This is a genomic window from Nonomuraea ferruginea (assembly GCF_039540635.1).
In the GTDB taxonomy this organism is placed as follows: domain Bacteria; phylum Actinomycetota; class Actinomycetes; order Streptosporangiales; family Streptosporangiaceae; genus Nonomuraea; species Nonomuraea ferruginea.
This window is the reverse complement of the sequence record NZ_BAABFD010000003.1, coordinates 412,858-426,978: the sequence shown is the minus strand read 5'-3', so window position 1 is coordinate 426,978 and position 14,121 is coordinate 412,858. Positions and strand designations below refer to the sequence as shown.

The following is a 14,121-nucleotide window of genomic DNA, read 5'->3' as shown; positions in this document are numbered from 1 at the left end:
CCCGCCCCCCGTTAGCGCGCCGCGCAGGCATGATCCTGACCGCGGCCACGATGCTCACCACGGCGCTGGCCGCCACCCCGGCGTCGGCCGCCGACGGGACCACGCCCACCCCCGCTCCCGCCGCGCAGGCCCGGACCCAGACCGTCACCCTGTCGGGCGTGCGCGCCGGCAAGGTCGTCGTCACCCTGATCACCGGTGACAAGGTCCAGCTGAGCCGGTCGGAAGCCGGCAAGTATCGGGTGGAGACCGCCCCGGGCACGCGGGACGAAGGCCGCCGCGTCAACCTGTTCACCCAGTTCACGCCCGACGGCGTCTTCGTGCTCCCGGACGACGCGGTCTCCGCCGTCCAGGCGGGGCTGCTCGACAAGCGGCTGTTCGACGTCAAGTATCTGGCCGAGAACGGGTACGCCGACGACGCGACCAAGCGGGTGCCGGTCATCGTCCAGTATCCGGAGGACCAGGCCGAGGCGTCACTCAAGCGCTCGGCCGCGGCCATCCCCGCCAGTGAGCCCACCGGGACGCTGGAGAGCATCCACGCCTCCGCCCTCGACGTCGACAAGGCCGAAACCGGCGCCTTCTGGGCAGCCGTGCGCGAGCGGCCCGACGCCAGGCGGGGCCTGGCCGCGCCCGGCACGCTGGGCGGCGGCATCGCCAAGCTCTGGCTGGACGCCAAGGTCAAGGCCGACCTGGACGTGAGCGTGCCGATGGTCGGCGCGCCCCAGGCGTGGGAGCGGGGGCACGACGGGACCGGCGTGACGGTCGCCGTCCTGGACACCGGCGCCGACGCCGCCCACCCCGACCTGACCGGGAGGATCGCCGACAGCCGGTCGTTCGTCCCCGACCAGCCCGTCCAGGACGGGCACGGCCACGGCACCCACGTCGCCGCCACCATCGCCGGGACCGGCGCGGCCTCGGGCGGCAGGCACAAGGGCGTCGCCCCCGGCGCGCGGCTCGCGGTCGGCAAGGTGCTGAACGACAACGGCGAGGGCATGGAGTCGTGGATCATCGAGGGCATGGAGTGGGCCGCGCGCAGCGGCGCCAAGGCCGTCAGCATGAGCCTCGGCGGCACGCCCACGGACGGCACCGACCCGCTCAGCCAGGCCGTCGACGACCTGACCGCTGAGACCGGCGCCCTGTTCGTGGTGGCCGCGGGCAACCTCTACAACGAGGAGACCGTGAGCGCCCCGGGCGCGGCGGACGCGGCGCTGACCGTGGCCGCGGTCGACAAGGACGACCAGCTCGCCCCGTTCTCCAGCCGCGGCCCGCGCGTCGGGGACTCCGGGCTCAAGCCCGACATCGCGGCTCCCGGCGTGAACATCGTGGCCGCGCGGGCGGCGGGCACGGCCATGGGCGCCCCCGTCGACGAGCACTACACGGGCGCCAACGGCACCTCGATGGCCACGCCGCACGTGGCCGGCGCCGTCGCCATCATGGCGCAGCGGCACCCGGACTGGACGGCCCAGCAGCTCAAGGCCGCGCTGATGTCGACCGCCAAGGACGACGGCTTCACCGTGTACGAGCAGGGCGCCGGTCGGCTGGACCTGGACAGGGCCACCGGCCAGCGGGTCTTCACCACCGGCGGCGGCGTCGACTTCGGCCTGCTCGAAGGATCGGGTGAGCCGAAGACCGGCGAGGTCTCGTACACGAACCTGGGCGACCAGCCCGTCACGCTCGCGCTGAAGGCGGAGATGAGCGGTGGGGCGAAGGTGGGCGTCGCGGACGCGACGCTGACGATCCCCGCGGGCGGCACGGCGGGCACGACCGTCACCCTCGATCCGGCCGGGCTGGAGCTGGGCAAGTACAGCGGGGCCGTGATCGCCGAGGCTGATGGCGTCCGCCTCACCACGCCCATGGGCGCTGTGCGCGACGTCCCCAAGTTCGACCTCACGATCCGCACCCTGGACAGGGACGGCAAGCCGCGCACCCCGACGGCCATGAGCGTCGTCGACGTCGACGGGACCAAGGGCGAGCTCGGCCCGCATCGCGTGCACGACGTGGGCGTTATCGTGACGCGGGTGCCCGCGGGCACCGTGAGCGTGCTGCAGGTGCTCGACTGGGTGGACGGCGACGACCGCGCCAACCGGGGCTGGCTGTTCGAGCCGGAGCTCACCGTCACCGGCGACACCGAGATCACCCTCGACGCCCGCGAGGCGTCCCAGATCCGCTTCACCACGCCGAAGACCGCGGAGCCGCTGAACAACAGCTACGAGGTCTTCTTCCAGCGGACTCTCCCCAGCGGGCAGATCTACGGCGGCACCCTGCTCAACGGGGCGCCCGTCGGGGCGTGGGAGAAGGTGTGGGCGCTGCCGACCAAGAAGGTCACCAAGGGCGCGTTCCGCTTCACCGGGCAGTGGGAGCTCGGCGTGCCCGAGGTCACGATGACCGCGCGGACGCCGAAGCGGCTGTCGCTGAACCCGGTCTCCAGGGTCCACGTCCTCGACCGGGCTGAGCTGCACCCCGGATACGTCCCCTTCGAGGGCACGCGGGACCTGCGGGTCGTCGACGCCGGCAAGGGCCGTCCCGAGGACCTCGCGGGCAAGGACCTGCGCGGCGCGCTCGTCCTGATCGACGCCGAACCGGCCGAGGGGTCGCTCGGGCCGCAGTGCGGTCTCCAGATCGAGCGCGTCGGGCCGATCAGGGACGCCGGCGCCGCCGGCATCCTCGCCTTCAACGAGCGGCCGGCCTCCTGCCCGATCCCGCTGGCCCTCGCGCAGAAGCCGTTCAGCGGGCCGCTGCTGCCGGTCAACCTGCCGATCGCGTACGTGTCCCACGCCGAGGGCGTGAAGGTGCGCGAGGAGGCCCGCCGGGGCCGGGTCACCATCCGGGTGGAGGGCACGCCGCACACCCCGTACTCCTACGTGTTCAAGCCGTACGCGGACGGCCGGATCCCGGACTCCATGCACTACAAGGTCACCGACCGCCAGCTCCACCGCGTCGACTTCGACATGCACGCCGGGCCGTACAGGAAGGCCTCGGTATGGCGGAGCACGTGGCGCACCGACGACGTGACCTACACGGGCACCGGCACGGACGCGGTGAGCTGGTCACTGCCGCTGCCGCAGCGCAGGCACCAGTGGGTCTGGCCGCTGGACCGTACGATCGTGCACTCGACGGGCATGTCGGCCCTGACCACGCCCGATCCGGCGGCGGAGACCGAGGAGTCGCGCTACCGCGTCGACGTCTTCGACAAGCCGGGACGGACGACGCAACGGTGGTTCACCACCCCGAGCACGCCGGGCGCCGCGACCGCCTCGGAGAAGGTGTTCAAGCTCGCCGACCCGAAGGCCGCCCCGCTGGAGAAGCTGGTGGTCGGGGTGCCGTGCGCGATCTGCGTGCACGACGGCAACCTCTGGGTGACCCCGTCCATGGTCAGCGGGGTCGGGGAGCGGCGTGACGACGGCGTGGCCTTCGGGGACCTCCAGCCGCGGTACGAGATCCACCTGTACCGCGACGGACGGGAGATCCCGAACGCACCCGTCGAGCCCTTCGCCACCCTGCCGCGTTACCCGCTGCCGGAGGGCCAGGGTGTCTACCGGCTGACGGCCAGGAACGACCTGCAGGACGTCGAGTGGACGTTCACCGCCCCGCCGGGCGAGGACCACGCCAAGCCGGGTCTCAACTGCTACGCCTGGTGGATCGACGGCCCGGTGGAGCACTGCCGCACCACCCCCGCGGTGTACGTGAGCTACGACCTCGGTGACAGCCTGTCCACCGGGAACACGGTGGCCGCCGGCCGCAAGCACACCTTCGAGCTGGAGGCCTACCACGGGCCGTCGGCCGCGAAGATGCCCGCCATCGCGGGAGTCCGGCTCTGGACGAGCACCGACGACGGCGCCACCTGGCAGCCCGCCGATCTCAGGCGCGGCCGGGACGGCGTCTACACCGCCGGGGCCAGGTATCCGGCCTACCGCGCCACCAAGGGCGCGGTGAGCCTGAAGGTCGAGGCGTGGGACGCGGCGGGCAACCGCGTCAAACAGACCACGCTGCGCGCGTTCGACCTGCGCTGACCCCTCGCGCCGGCGCCCGTCCCCGGTGGGGCGGGCGCCGGCTAGTCCTCGGGGCTGGTCCTGGAGTCGAGCCAGGCGTCGATCAGCTCCGTGAAGTCCTCGCCCGTGTGCTCGTTGACCCAGGCGGTGAACGACGCCCGGTCCTGGCCGGTGTTGCGGTGCTCCTGGACCCAGGCGCGGGTCATGGCGAAGAATCTGTCGTCGCCGATGCGCCGCCTGATCTCGTGCAGCATCACCGCGGGGCCGTAGTAGACGTTGTGGTCGGCGAACCGCTCGGGCCGGTAGTCGCCCGGCGGGCCCGCCAGCCGGCGCGCGAACCTCTCCTCCAGGCGCAGGTCGTCCATGTGGTCGTCCATCGAGCCCGGGCTGTGGTCGGCGGTCCACTGGATCTGGAAGTACATGGCGAAACCCTCGTTCAGCCACACGTCCTTCCAGGTGCGCGGGCCGACGCTGTTGCCGAACCAGTGGTGGGCCAGCTCGTGCAGCACCACCTCGGGGCGCAGGTAGTCGCCGCCGAGGGCGATCATCTGCTGGGTCTCCATGCCGGAGTCGCTGGTGGCGACCAGGCCCGCGCTGGGGAACGGGTAGGGACCGGCCTTCTTCTCCATCCAGCGCAGCAGCTCCGGCATCCGGCGTATCACCGGCAGGGCATGCCTGTCCTCGCGGCGCACCCAGTAGGTGATGGGGAGGCCGCGCGGGCCCTTCGCCCGGTGCATCCGGTACTTGTCGACGGTGAACAGGGTCAGGTAGCTGGCGACCGGGTCGGTCGACTTCCAGCGGTAGGTGACCTTGCGCCCCTTCTCGGTCTTGCCGCCGTACGTGCCGTGCGCGACGCCGGCCCAGCCCTTGGGCACGGTGATGGCGACGTCGTAGAGCGCCTCGTCCGACGGGTGGTCGTTCACGGGGAACCAGGTGAACGCGCCGAAGGGCTCCTGCAGCGCCCAGGCCGAGCCGTCCGCGGACGAGCGCAGGCCGAGCCGCGCGAGGTCGTAGCGCATCTGCCCGGAGTTGTGGGGTTTCGGTACGCCGTGGTAGCGGATCACCACCCGGGCGGACTTGTTCGCGGCGAGGGTGGCGCGGAGCGGGATCGTCAGGTCGTCGCCCCTGCGCCCGGGCTTGGCGGTCTTGCCCGCGACGGTCACGTGGTCGATCTTCAGGGCGCGGCCGAAGTCGAGCCTGATCTCCTTGATCGGCTTCACGGCCCGGACGGTGAGGGCGGCGGTGCCCGTCAGGCTCCGGCGGTCGGGCTGCCAGCCCAGTTTCAGCCCGTAGTGCAGGACGTCGATCGACGGGTTGCCGTATGCGGGGAACACCGGGTCCTTGACCGGTTGCGAGCGCCCTTTGGCGTAACGGGCGGGTTCGCCGGGAGTGGCCGCCGAGGCGGTGCCGCAGCAGGTGGCGGTCAGCGCGCCGACCAGGACCAGTAAGGGTAATCTCCGCATTCGCGACATCATAGTGATCACCGCCGGGGTCGGCGGGGGATTGCTCGTCCTGCGGGTGCCGGTGAAACTTTCACTCTCTGGATGGAGTTCCGATAGGCCAGGTAGAGCCGGTGGCCAGGTGGGAACCTGACACGCCGTCTCCGATATGTTTCGGGAATCGTTGACAACTTTCGGGGCCGGATGAACACTGTCGCCAGTTCGCATCACGCTCTCCGCCTTCGCGAGGAGGAAGCACACATGAACGGCGCCCCCGCCCCCCCGAGGACCCGCAGACGCGGCGGCATCACATCCTTCGTCCGCCGATCCTGCGCCGTAGCCGCAGCGCTGGTCATGGCGGTCGCGATGCCCGGCATCGCGCACGCCGCCCCGATCACCTCCAATCAGACCGGCAACAACAACGGATACTTCTACTCGTTCTGGACCGACAGCCAGGGAACGGTCTCCATGGAGCTGGGTTCCGGCGGGAACTACAGCACCTCATGGCGCAACACCGGCAACTTCGTCGCCGGCAAGGGCTGGAACCCCGGAGGACGCAGGACGGTCAGCTACTCGGGCAGCTTCAACCCCTCAGGCAACGCGTACCTGACGCTCTACGGCTGGACGAGAAGCCCGCTCGTCGAGTACTACATCGTCGACAACTGGGGCACCTACCGGCCGACCGGCACGTACAAGGGCACGGTCACCAGCGACGGCGGCACGTACGACATCTACGAGACGACGCGCTACAACGCCCCCTCCATCGAGGGCACCAGGACATTCCAGCAGTACTGGAGCGTACGACAGTCGAAGCGGACGGGCGGCACCATCACCGCCGGCAACCACTTCGACGCCTGGGCCAGGAACGGGATGAACCTCGGCAACCACGACTACATGATCATGGCCACCGAGGGATACCAGAGCAGCGGAAACTCGAACATCACCCTGGGCAGCACCGGCGGCGACCCCGGCAACCCCGGCAACCCGGGCGGCGGCTGCACCGCGACCCTGTCGCAGGGCCAGCAGTGGAGCGACCGTTACAACCTCGGCGTCTCGGTCAGCGGTTCGAGCAACTGGACCGTGACGATGAACGTGCCGTCACCCGCGAGGATCCTCTCCACCTGGAACATCAGCGCCAGCTACCCCAGCTCTCAGGTGCTGACCGCCAGGCCCAACGGCAGCGGCAACAACTGGGGGGTGACGATCCAGCACAACGGCAACTGGACCTGGCCGACGGTCTCCTGCAGCGCGGGCTGACCTCGTACCCCGTGGCGCGGCGGCCCGGCGGCCGCCGCGCCGCTGTCACTCACGGAGGCGCGACCGCCCGCAGGGCCTCCCGGTCGGCCGGGGCGGCGTCGGCGACGAACCACGCGGCGACCCTGCGGAACACCTCCTCCTCGGTGTCCACGTCGAGCAGCAGTTCGGGGCCGATGAGCGCGGCGACCTCCTCGAACGCGTCGCCATGGTCAGTCAGCTCCCACCCCGGCCACCGGGCGGGCAGGTCGCGCGGGTCGAGCGAGCAGTCGAGCGACCACCAGTCGAGCCGCCGGCCGGGCGCGTCCACGTAGAGGCCGTTCCAGGGGACGTTCTCCAGCGCCGCGAACGGGACGGCCTCCTCCTGCGGGGTCAGCAGCACGCCCGGTCCGGCGAGCAGGGGCTCGGCCAGCCCGGCGGCCCACCAGCCCCCGAACGACAGCCGCTCCCCGTCGCGGGCGGCGATGAGGACGTCGGCGACGGCGGACAGGTCGTCCTCCGCGGGCGCCTGGGCCCAGCGGGCGCGCGGCGTCGGTGTCTCGTCGAGGTAGAGCACGGTGTCGTACGGGAGCGCGAGGTAGTCCATGACCTGGTGCAGGCCGCGAGCGGCCCAGGTCACCGTCCAGCCCGGCCAGAGGGCCGCGACGAGCCGCAGCCAGGCGCGGACCTCCAGCACCGAGGTGTGCCGGTCGGGCCCCGGGATCCACTGGTCGGTGTGGACGAGCAGGCGGCGGGCGGGCAGGTCGAGGAGCGCGACGCCCTGCCACCAGATCGAGTTCATCCAGTGGTCGCGGTGACCGCCCCGCTGCTCGCGGATGAAGGCGAGCATGCGGTCGGGGCCGCGGAGGAGGTCGTGGTAGAGGGTCTCGGCCGCCCTGTCGCGCGACCAGACGCGGTGACCGGACCCGTCCACGATGACGTAGTGCGCGTGGCCGCCGCTCATGCCGGCTTCCCGCGCAGCTCCCTGGTGGCCGCGCGGTGGGCCTCGCCGACGCGGGCCAGCATGTCGAGCAGCAGCGGCGCCTGCTCCGGGGTGTAGTGCGCGCCGAGCGTCGCCAGGTGCCGCCTGGACGACTCGCAGGCGGCCTCGTAGTCGTCGAGCCCGCCCTCGACCAACTGCACGGTGACCATCCGGCGGTCGCGTTCGCCGCGCACCCGCCGCACGTAGCCCGCCTTCTCCAGCCGGTCGATCAGCCGGGTCGTCGAGGCGGACGGTAGCCCGAGCTCCTCGGAGAGCGCGCCCGCGGTCATGGGCCCGCGCGTCTCCAGCAGGATGGCTGCGGCGACGTCGACCGGCTGCAGGCCGAGCCGGTCGGCCACGGCCTCGTTGTGCAGCAGGACCGCGACCAGGAACTCGCGGAAGATCGCGTCCTCGGGTTGCTTGTGGGGCACTTTCCCAACCTACTCCACCCCGGAGTATCTTCGAATCGAAGATACTCCGAGTTGGAGAAAGATATGGACATCCTTGTCATGGGAGCAGGCGTCGGGGGCCTCGCCGTCGCCCGGGTGCTGCTCGCCGCCGGGCACCGGGTGCGCGTGTACGAGCGGGCCGCGGAGTGGCGCACCGGCGGCGCGGCCTTGATGATCTTCAGCAACGGCGCCGCCGTGCTGCACGACCTCGGCGTGAGCCTCGACGACGTGGGCGGGCGCGTCGACCGGATCGACGCGATGACCGCCGGCGGCCGGCTGCGCGTCAGCATGGACATCGCCCACGCCGCCGCCCACCACGGTTTCGAGACCAGGGCCGTCTCCCGCCGCGACCTCATGGAACTCCTCGCCGACGGCGTGCCCGGCGACCTCGTCCGGTACGGCAAGGCCTGCCAGGACGTCACCCAGGACCACGACCGGGTGACCGCGACCTTCGCCGACGGATCGACGGCCACGGGCGACCTGCTCATCGGCGCCGACGGTCACCACTCGGCCGTGCGGCACCGGCTATGGGGCGACGCCGGAGTCCGACCGGCCACCTTCGGCACCTGGCAGGGCCTCAGCCCGATCGACATCGAGCTCACCCGTACGCACCGCCACCTCATGATCACCGGACGGGAGGGCGCGTGCGGCCTCATCCCCGCGGGCAAGGGCATGCTGCAGTGGTGGTTCGACGTGCCGTGGTCGCCCGGCGACCGGCGGCCCGCCGCGCCGCTGGCCGAGCTGCGGCGCCGGTTCGGCCACTGGGCGTCACCGGTGCCCGAGGTGCTCGCCGCCGCCACCGAAGCCGATCTCACCTTCTTCGGCCACCACTGGCGCAAGGTCGGCCCGGTCTGGGGGAAGGGCCGCGTCACCCTGCTCGGCGACGCGGCCCACATCATGCCGCCCACCCTGGGCCAGGGCGCCAACCAGACCCTGGAGGACGTCTGGGTGCTCGGGCGCGAGCTGGCCCGGGACGGCGACCCGGCGGTACGGTTGCGCGCCTACGAGAAAGCCCGATACCCGCACATCTCCCTGGTTTCCCGGATGGCCAAGCGCAACCCGGCCAACTGGCGCATCCCACCGCTTCTCGGCAGGCTGATCCCGGAGACGTCCCAGACCGCCATGCTCGCCTGCTACAGCAACCGCCTCACCGCGCGATCCCGCTGAGGTGCAACCTTCCGCCCGGCGGACCGCGCCTGCTCACCGGAGACCCTCATCTCGCGGAGGACCTGCTGCAGAGCGTCCTGGCCAACGTCGCAGGGCAGTGGTCGAAGCTCGACAGGAAGGGCAACCCCGAGGCGTACACCCGCAAGGCGCTCGTCAACCAGTACATCTCCTGGACGCGCCGCGCCCGCCCGGAGTTACCCAGCGCCCACCCGCCCGAAGCGGGCGTCTCCCACGACGAGGCCACGCTGGACCGCATCATGCTCCGCCGGGCGCCGGCCCAGCTGACCCGCAAGCAGCGGGCCGTGATCGTGCTGCGCTTCCGGGAGGACCTGACCGAGGCGGCGGTCACGGCGCTGGCGGCGACGACGGCGGGCGCGGTGGCGGTCTGGCCGCACCCCGCCGGCATCGTCGCGACACAGGGGCAGGACGTGCCGGACCTGCGGGGCAAGGTCGGCGCGATCCGCTACGCGTACCAGACGCCGTGCGAGGTCGACGAGATGACGCGGCGCGCCGACCGCAGTGCCGTGGAGTGGCGGGTGGTCACCCAGAAGGGGACGTACCGGCTGCCGCAGGCGCTCACCTCCTCCAAGAAGGACCCGCGGGTGCCGGTCGCGATCAGCCGGGACGGGAGGAGGCTCGCCTACTACAGCCGCGACGCCGGGGCGCACGCGATCAGGGGCATGGCCGGAGGCGAAGAGGTGGTCTCCCCTGTCAAGGTGGCGGAGGAGCGGATCGGCGCCGGATCCACCTGTGGGTGACGCCGGTGACCGGAGGCGGCAAGCCGGTGCGGTTCGACGGCGTGTTCATCATGTTCAGCGAGCTGGCCCCGGACGGCCGCACGGTCGTCGCCGTCGAGTTCGACGAACTCAAGCCGGGCAGACTCACCCTGCTCGACGCCAGGACCGGGCGGACCCTGCGCAAGGTCTCGATGCGTGGCCTGCCGCCGGGCGACCGGATCGACGGGACCGGCATCTGGCTGAACCGGAACGAGGTCACGGTGGTCGCGGGCAGCCGGGAGCTCGTCGCGTACGCCCTCGATGTCACCACGGGGCGCACGCGGCGCCTGGCCTCGTACGGAAACGAGCGCAGGTCCCTGACCCTGCCCGGGGTCAACCGGGACTTCAGATAGCCGGGCGGGGCGGCGCGCGCCCCGCCCGTCCGCTACCTCACCGGCCGGTACGTGAGGTGGGTGACGAGCGCGGTGCGGGAGGGCTCGCCGAGCGGTTCGAGGTCGATGTCCGCCAGGCCGTCGAACAGCCGCTCGCCGCGGCCCAGGAGCACCGGCGCGACGTGCAGGCGCAGCTCGTCGATCAGCCCCGCCGCCAGGTACTGGTTCACCGTCATGCCGCCGCCGGCGATGGCGACGTCACGGTCGCCCGCCGCCTCGCGCGCCAGGCGCAGGGCCTCCTCGGGACCGCCGGTCACGAAAGTGAACGTGGTGCCGCCCTTCATCGGCAGCGGCTCGCGCTCGTGGTGGGTCAGCACGAAGACCGGCGCGTGGTACGGGGGCTCCTCGCCCCACCAGCCGCTCCACTCCAGGTCCCAGGCGCCGCGGCCGGGGCCGAACATGTTGCGGCCCATGATGAAGGCGCCGGCGGCGGTGATGGCCTCGATCTCCGCCTTGTGGAGCTCCGGCTCGTCGACCATCCACCGGGTCAGCCGCCCGTTCTCTCCCTCGCCGAACGGATTGTCCAGGCTCTGGTTCGGCCCGGCCACGAAGCCGTCGAGGGACATCGCCATGTCGCAGATGACTCTGCTCATCTCATCGCCTTTCAGTTCCAGGCGCTCCTTCTCGCGCCTGCCACCGGGTGGTCGGAGCCGCCCGGCGGTTCTCTACATCCGGCGGGGGAGCATGTTCCCCCGTGCGGGGGAGGCCGGGGCCGGGAGGCCCGCCGATCCTGGAAACACCGAACTCGAACTCCAGGGAGCTGCCCATGACCGTGCGCCAGGCGCGCTGGCCCGCGTACACGACGGCGGTGCTGTTCCTCGGCTACGCCGCCGGCAAGGCCGTCTACGCCGCGCAGGGCAAGCTGGGTTTCCCCGGCGGCCCGGTGGTTCCGGCGGCCGACTACGAGCGCTACGCCCGCGAGATGATGGACGTGGCGGCCGCGCAGTGGATGGCGGCCGCCAACGGCCTGCTCGGCGCGGCCCTGGTCCTGCTGACGGTGACCGGGCCGGGCCGCCGGGTGCCACGCGCGCTGATGCTGCTCGTGCTGGCCGTCGCGCTGGCGGGCGTCGGCGCCGGAGCCGTGATCATGGTGGCGGACGGGTTCGTCGGCATCGGGATCGGCTGGCAGTGGCACCACGGCGTGATCGGGATCGCCGCGCTGGGGCTCCTGGCCGCGACGACCCACTCCTATGCGCGCGCGACCCGGCCGGGGCATGCCGAGCTGACCGGCCGGTCGTGATCAGACGGGTTTCGCCACGTCGGACGGCAGGAGCTGTTCGGTGAGCAGGCGGCGGACGTTGGCGGGATCGGCCAGCCAGGGCCGCAACAGCTCCCATCCGTGGAAATATCCGAACATGTACGGGCTCATCGCCGACGGCCGCAGCAACGGCAGCGCCCTGGCGATCTCCGCGTCGTCGTACAGGCACCAGCGGGCCAGATAACCGGCCAGCTCCTCGTCCGTCCGCCCCTCGGCGGCGAGGAAGGCGACGTTGCCCCACACTCCCCACAGCGCGTTCTTGACCAGGTGGATCGCCGCGAAGTCGCTGCCGTCGGGCCGGATCCCCAGCTCGGCCAGGACGTTGTCGGTCAGCCACGCCTGCGCCTCGTCCCCCGGGAAGAGGATCTCCTCGGCGCACAGCCCGAGCCCCTCGCTCAGCGCGAACGACGGGGCCAGCATGAACCGGACCCGCTGGTCCGTCCGGGTCGCCCCCAGGTCCTTCAGCATCGACTCGGCGATGTGACCGGGATGGCCCTCGTGGGCGACGACGTAGAACAGGTCGGCCACGTTGAACGGGATGCCGGTGTTGATGAAGATCACCGACTTGAGGTCGCCCGCGTAGTGCCCGGCGGCGTGGAAGTGCGCCTCCGGCACGAGGTGGCAGCCGACGACCTCGTCCGGCGGCAGCGGGACGATCGCCTCCGTCCGGGCCCGGGTCTCTGCCACCGCCTTGTCCACCAGCGCGGGCAGCCGGTCAATCTGGTCCAGCGCGTGAGCCGACTGCCAGGCGTGCAGCCGGTCGGACAGCGAGCCGGCGGCCCTGGGCAACGCCGCGTCCAGCCGGTCGTGCGCCTCCTCGAACACGAGCTCGGGCACCCACCGCGGCCGCAGCCCCAGCACGAGCTCGCCGTAGTCGGTCAGCGGGAGCCGCTCGCCGTCCAGATAGCGGGCCACCGCGCGCATCGCGACCACCTGGGCCCGCAGGTAAGGGGTCAGCTCCCGGTCCAGTAACCGGTCGGCGCCGGCGATCAGGTCGCCGGGCGGCCGGACCGGCTCCGCCTGTGCCCGCTTGCTCCACTCGGCCGGCCCCCGGTAGACGAGCCCGGCTCCGTTCAGGTGCCGGTTGAGCCGGAGAGCGAGCATCGCGTATTCCTGCTGCCATTCCTGTTCGTCCATGCCCGCCACGCTAGTGGCACCGAACGCGCCCGGGCCGAAGGTGCATCTAGGTCTACCCCTGTCGTATTTCTAGCCGGATTCCCCGCGGGTGATCGCGTCCGTAGCGTCGGGGCCACGAGAACGTCATCGGAGAACGGGGTGCTTCCTGTGTTGCAGACGTCCGAACCGGCCAGGCCGGCGACCACGGCCAGGGCCCTGGCCCCCGACCTGGCGCGCGGTTTCATGCTGCTGGCCATCGCGTTCGCGCACGCGCCGCTGTTCGTGGTGGCCGTCGACCGGGGCTCCGCCGCGGCCAACGCGGTCTCCGAGTTCTTCCACGTGCTGTTCGTCAACAACCACGCGCGGCCGATGTTCGCCTTCCTGTTCGGCTACTCGCTGGTTCAGCTCCTGAACAGCCGGACCAGGCGCGGCGCCGACTGGGTGACGGTCCGCAAGCTGCTGCGCCGCCGGGGGTGGTGGCTGATCGCGATCGGGTTCGCGCACGTGGCGCTGCTGGTGCCGATCGACATCCTGGCGCCGTACGGGCTGGCGGCCGTGGTGCTGACCGGGATGCTCCGGCGTGGGGACAAGGCGCTGCTGTGGACGGCGGGGACGCTCATGGTGCCCGCCACGGCCGTGGTCGGGTTCGCCATGTGGGTGGCGCTGATGCAAGGGCTCTCCACCTTCTCCCTCGGCACCATCGCCGCCGGGGCGCGGGGCTTCGGCGAGCTGTTCGTCACCAGGATGGCCGGCTGGCCGTTCGGCCTGGTCCTCGGCACCGTCATCGTGCTGCCCGCGGTGCTCTTCGGGATGTGGGCGGCCCGGCGGCGCATCCTGGAGGAGCCGGAGCGGCACCGGCGCCTCCTGGTCCGCTTCACGGTGATCGCCACGGTCGTCTCCGTCGCCGGTTCCGTCCCCGCCGCGCTCATCCAGACCGGCCTGTGGACCGGGGCGTCCGGCCCGGCCGTGGTGGCGGCCTCGATCGCGCAGCCGCTCACCGGATACTTCGGCGGCATCGCCATGGCCTGCGCCGTCGGCCTGATCGCCCCGCTGGCCGCCCGCGGCCGTGGTCCCCTGATCACCGCCGTCGAAGCGCTCGGCCGCCGCTCGATGAGCCTGTACCTGTTCCAGTCGATCGCGTTCGTCGTGGTGTTCTTCCCCTTCGGGCTCGGCCTGCAGGACGACCTCGGCATCGCCGGCGCCACCGGCGTGGCCGTGGCCACCTGGCTCGTCTCGCTGCTGATCGCCGACCTGATGCGCCGCGCCGACCACCGCGGCCCCGCCGAGATCCTGCTGCGCCGCCTGGCCTACCGCCGTACCTGA

12 protein-coding genes and 1 pseudogene are annotated in these 14,121 nt (G+C 72.0%); 8 read left to right on the top strand and 5 right to left on the bottom strand.

Annotation, left to right across the window (positions count from 1 at the left end; genetic code table 11):
- Positions 1–29 precede the first annotated feature (29 nt).
- Positions 30–4,007: a S8 family serine peptidase gene (locus tag ABD999_RS08660; protein WP_345482646.1), complete on the top strand. Its 3,978-nt coding sequence runs from the start codon at positions 30–32 to the stop codon at positions 4,005–4,007.
- A gap of 41 nt (positions 4,008–4,048) precedes the next feature.
- Here ABD999_RS08660 and ABD999_RS08655 read toward each other — a convergent pair whose 3' ends face one another.
- Positions 4,049–5,449, bottom strand: a complete 1,401-nt coding sequence (locus tag ABD999_RS08655) for a M1 family metallopeptidase (RefSeq protein WP_219551271.1) — start codon at positions 5,447–5,449, stop codon at positions 4,049–4,051.
- Between the two features lie 237 nt (positions 5,450–5,686).
- Between ABD999_RS08655 and ABD999_RS08650 the strand changes: the two genes are divergently transcribed.
- Positions 5,687–6,682: a glycoside hydrolase family 11 protein gene (locus ABD999_RS08650; protein ID WP_271280542.1), complete on the top strand. Its 996-nt coding sequence runs from the start codon at positions 5,687–5,689 to the stop codon at positions 6,680–6,682.
- A gap of 49 nt (positions 6,683–6,731) precedes the next feature.
- Here ABD999_RS08650 and ABD999_RS08645 read toward each other — a convergent pair whose 3' ends face one another.
- Together ABD999_RS08645 and ABD999_RS08640 are read right to left on the bottom strand one after the other, a co-directional pair.
- Positions 6,732–7,622 (bottom strand): hypothetical protein, encoded by an 891-nt coding sequence (locus tag ABD999_RS08645; protein ID WP_345482645.1) that lies wholly within the window; start codon positions 7,620–7,622, stop codon positions 6,732–6,734.
- Positions 7,619–8,071, bottom strand: coding sequence for a MarR family winged helix-turn-helix transcriptional regulator (locus ABD999_RS08640; RefSeq protein ID WP_148034062.1), 453 nt, complete (start codon positions 8,069–8,071; stop codon positions 7,619–7,621). The genes ABD999_RS08645 and ABD999_RS08640 overlap by 4 nt, the downstream gene beginning before the upstream one ends.
- Before the next feature lie 63 nt (positions 8,072–8,134).
- Here ABD999_RS08640 and ABD999_RS08635 point away from each other — a divergent pair, with 63 nt between their 5' ends.
- The 4 genes and pseudogenes from ABD999_RS08635 (at position 8,135) to ABD999_RS08620 (ending at position 10,385) form a co-directional block, all read left to right on the top strand.
- On the top strand, positions 8,135–9,256 hold the full coding sequence (locus ABD999_RS08635; protein ID WP_271278427.1) for an FAD-dependent oxidoreductase: 1,122 nt from the start codon (positions 8,135–8,137) through the stop codon (positions 9,254–9,256).
- Positions 9,157–9,384, top strand: a pseudogene (locus tag ABD999_RS08630) (hypothetical protein); the annotation flags it as partial. The gene ABD999_RS08635 and the pseudogene ABD999_RS08630, both read left to right, overlap by 100 nt.
- A 129-nt stretch (positions 9,385–9,513) precedes the next feature.
- Positions 9,514–10,014, top strand: a complete 501-nt coding sequence (locus tag ABD999_RS08625) for a hypothetical protein (RefSeq protein WP_271278453.1) — start codon at positions 9,514–9,516, stop codon at positions 10,012–10,014.
- Entirely contained in the window at positions 10,011–10,385 is a 375-nt protein-coding gene (locus ABD999_RS08620) for a hypothetical protein (protein ID WP_271278428.1), read from the top strand. Before ABD999_RS08625 ends, ABD999_RS08620 begins: the two co-directional genes overlap by 4 nt.
- Positions 10,386–10,417: 32 nt before the next feature.
- On the opposite strand, the gene ABD999_RS08615 is transcribed toward ABD999_RS08620, so the two are convergent.
- Positions 10,418–11,017 carry a dihydrofolate reductase family protein gene (locus tag ABD999_RS08615; protein ID WP_271278429.1) on the bottom strand — a complete coding sequence of 200 codons (600 nt, stop codon included), beginning with the start codon at positions 11,015–11,017 and terminating at the stop codon, positions 10,418–10,420.
- 173 nt (positions 11,018–11,190) lie between these two features.
- Here ABD999_RS08615 and ABD999_RS08610 point away from each other — a divergent pair, with 173 nt between their 5' ends.
- On the top strand, positions 11,191–11,664 hold the full coding sequence (locus ABD999_RS08610) for a hypothetical protein (RefSeq protein ID WP_271278430.1): 474 nt from the start codon (positions 11,191–11,193) through the stop codon (positions 11,662–11,664).
- On the opposite strand, the gene ABD999_RS08605 is transcribed toward ABD999_RS08610, so the two are convergent.
- The gene (locus ABD999_RS08605) at positions 11,665–12,819 is read right to left on the bottom strand and encodes a hypothetical protein (RefSeq protein WP_271278431.1); all 1,155 of its coding nucleotides are present in this window, start codon (positions 12,817–12,819) and stop codon (positions 11,665–11,667) included.
- A 147-nt stretch (positions 12,820–12,966) separates the two neighbouring features.
- Between ABD999_RS08605 and ABD999_RS08600 the strand changes: the two genes are divergently transcribed.
- Complete coding sequence (locus ABD999_RS08600) at positions 12,967–14,121, top strand: DUF418 domain-containing protein (protein ID WP_333485733.1); 1,155 nt, start codon at positions 12,967–12,969, stop codon at positions 14,119–14,121.

Excerpts from the sequence above, each read along its gene's own strand:
- ABD999_RS08660 (WP_345482646.1), top strand. The coding sequence starts at position 30 with ATGATCCTGACCGCGGCCACGATGCTCACCACGGCGCTGGCCGCCACC.
- ABD999_RS08655 (WP_219551271.1), bottom strand. The coding sequence starts at position 5,449 with ATGCGGAGATTACCCTTACTGGTCCTGGTCGGCGCGCTGACCGCCACC.
- ABD999_RS08650 (WP_271280542.1), top strand. The coding sequence starts at position 5,687 with ATGAACGGCGCCCCCGCCCCCCCGAGGACCCGCAGACGCGGCGGCATC.
- ABD999_RS08645 (WP_345482645.1), bottom strand. The coding sequence starts at position 7,622 with ATGAGCGGCGGCCACGCGCACTACGTCATCGTGGACGGGTCCGGTCAC.
- ABD999_RS08635 (WP_271278427.1), top strand. The coding sequence starts at position 8,135 with ATGGACATCCTTGTCATGGGAGCAGGCGTCGGGGGCCTCGCCGTCGCC.
- ABD999_RS08625 (WP_271278453.1), top strand. The coding sequence starts at position 9,514 with ATGCTCCGCCGGGCGCCGGCCCAGCTGACCCGCAAGCAGCGGGCCGTG.
- ABD999_RS08615 (WP_271278429.1), bottom strand. The coding sequence starts at position 11,017 with ATGAGCAGAGTCATCTGCGACATGGCGATGTCCCTCGACGGCTTCGTG.
- ABD999_RS08610 (WP_271278430.1), top strand. The coding sequence starts at position 11,191 with ATGACCGTGCGCCAGGCGCGCTGGCCCGCGTACACGACGGCGGTGCTG.
- ABD999_RS08605 (WP_271278431.1), bottom strand. The coding sequence starts at position 12,819 with ATGGACGAACAGGAATGGCAGCAGGAATACGCGATGCTCGCTCTCCGG.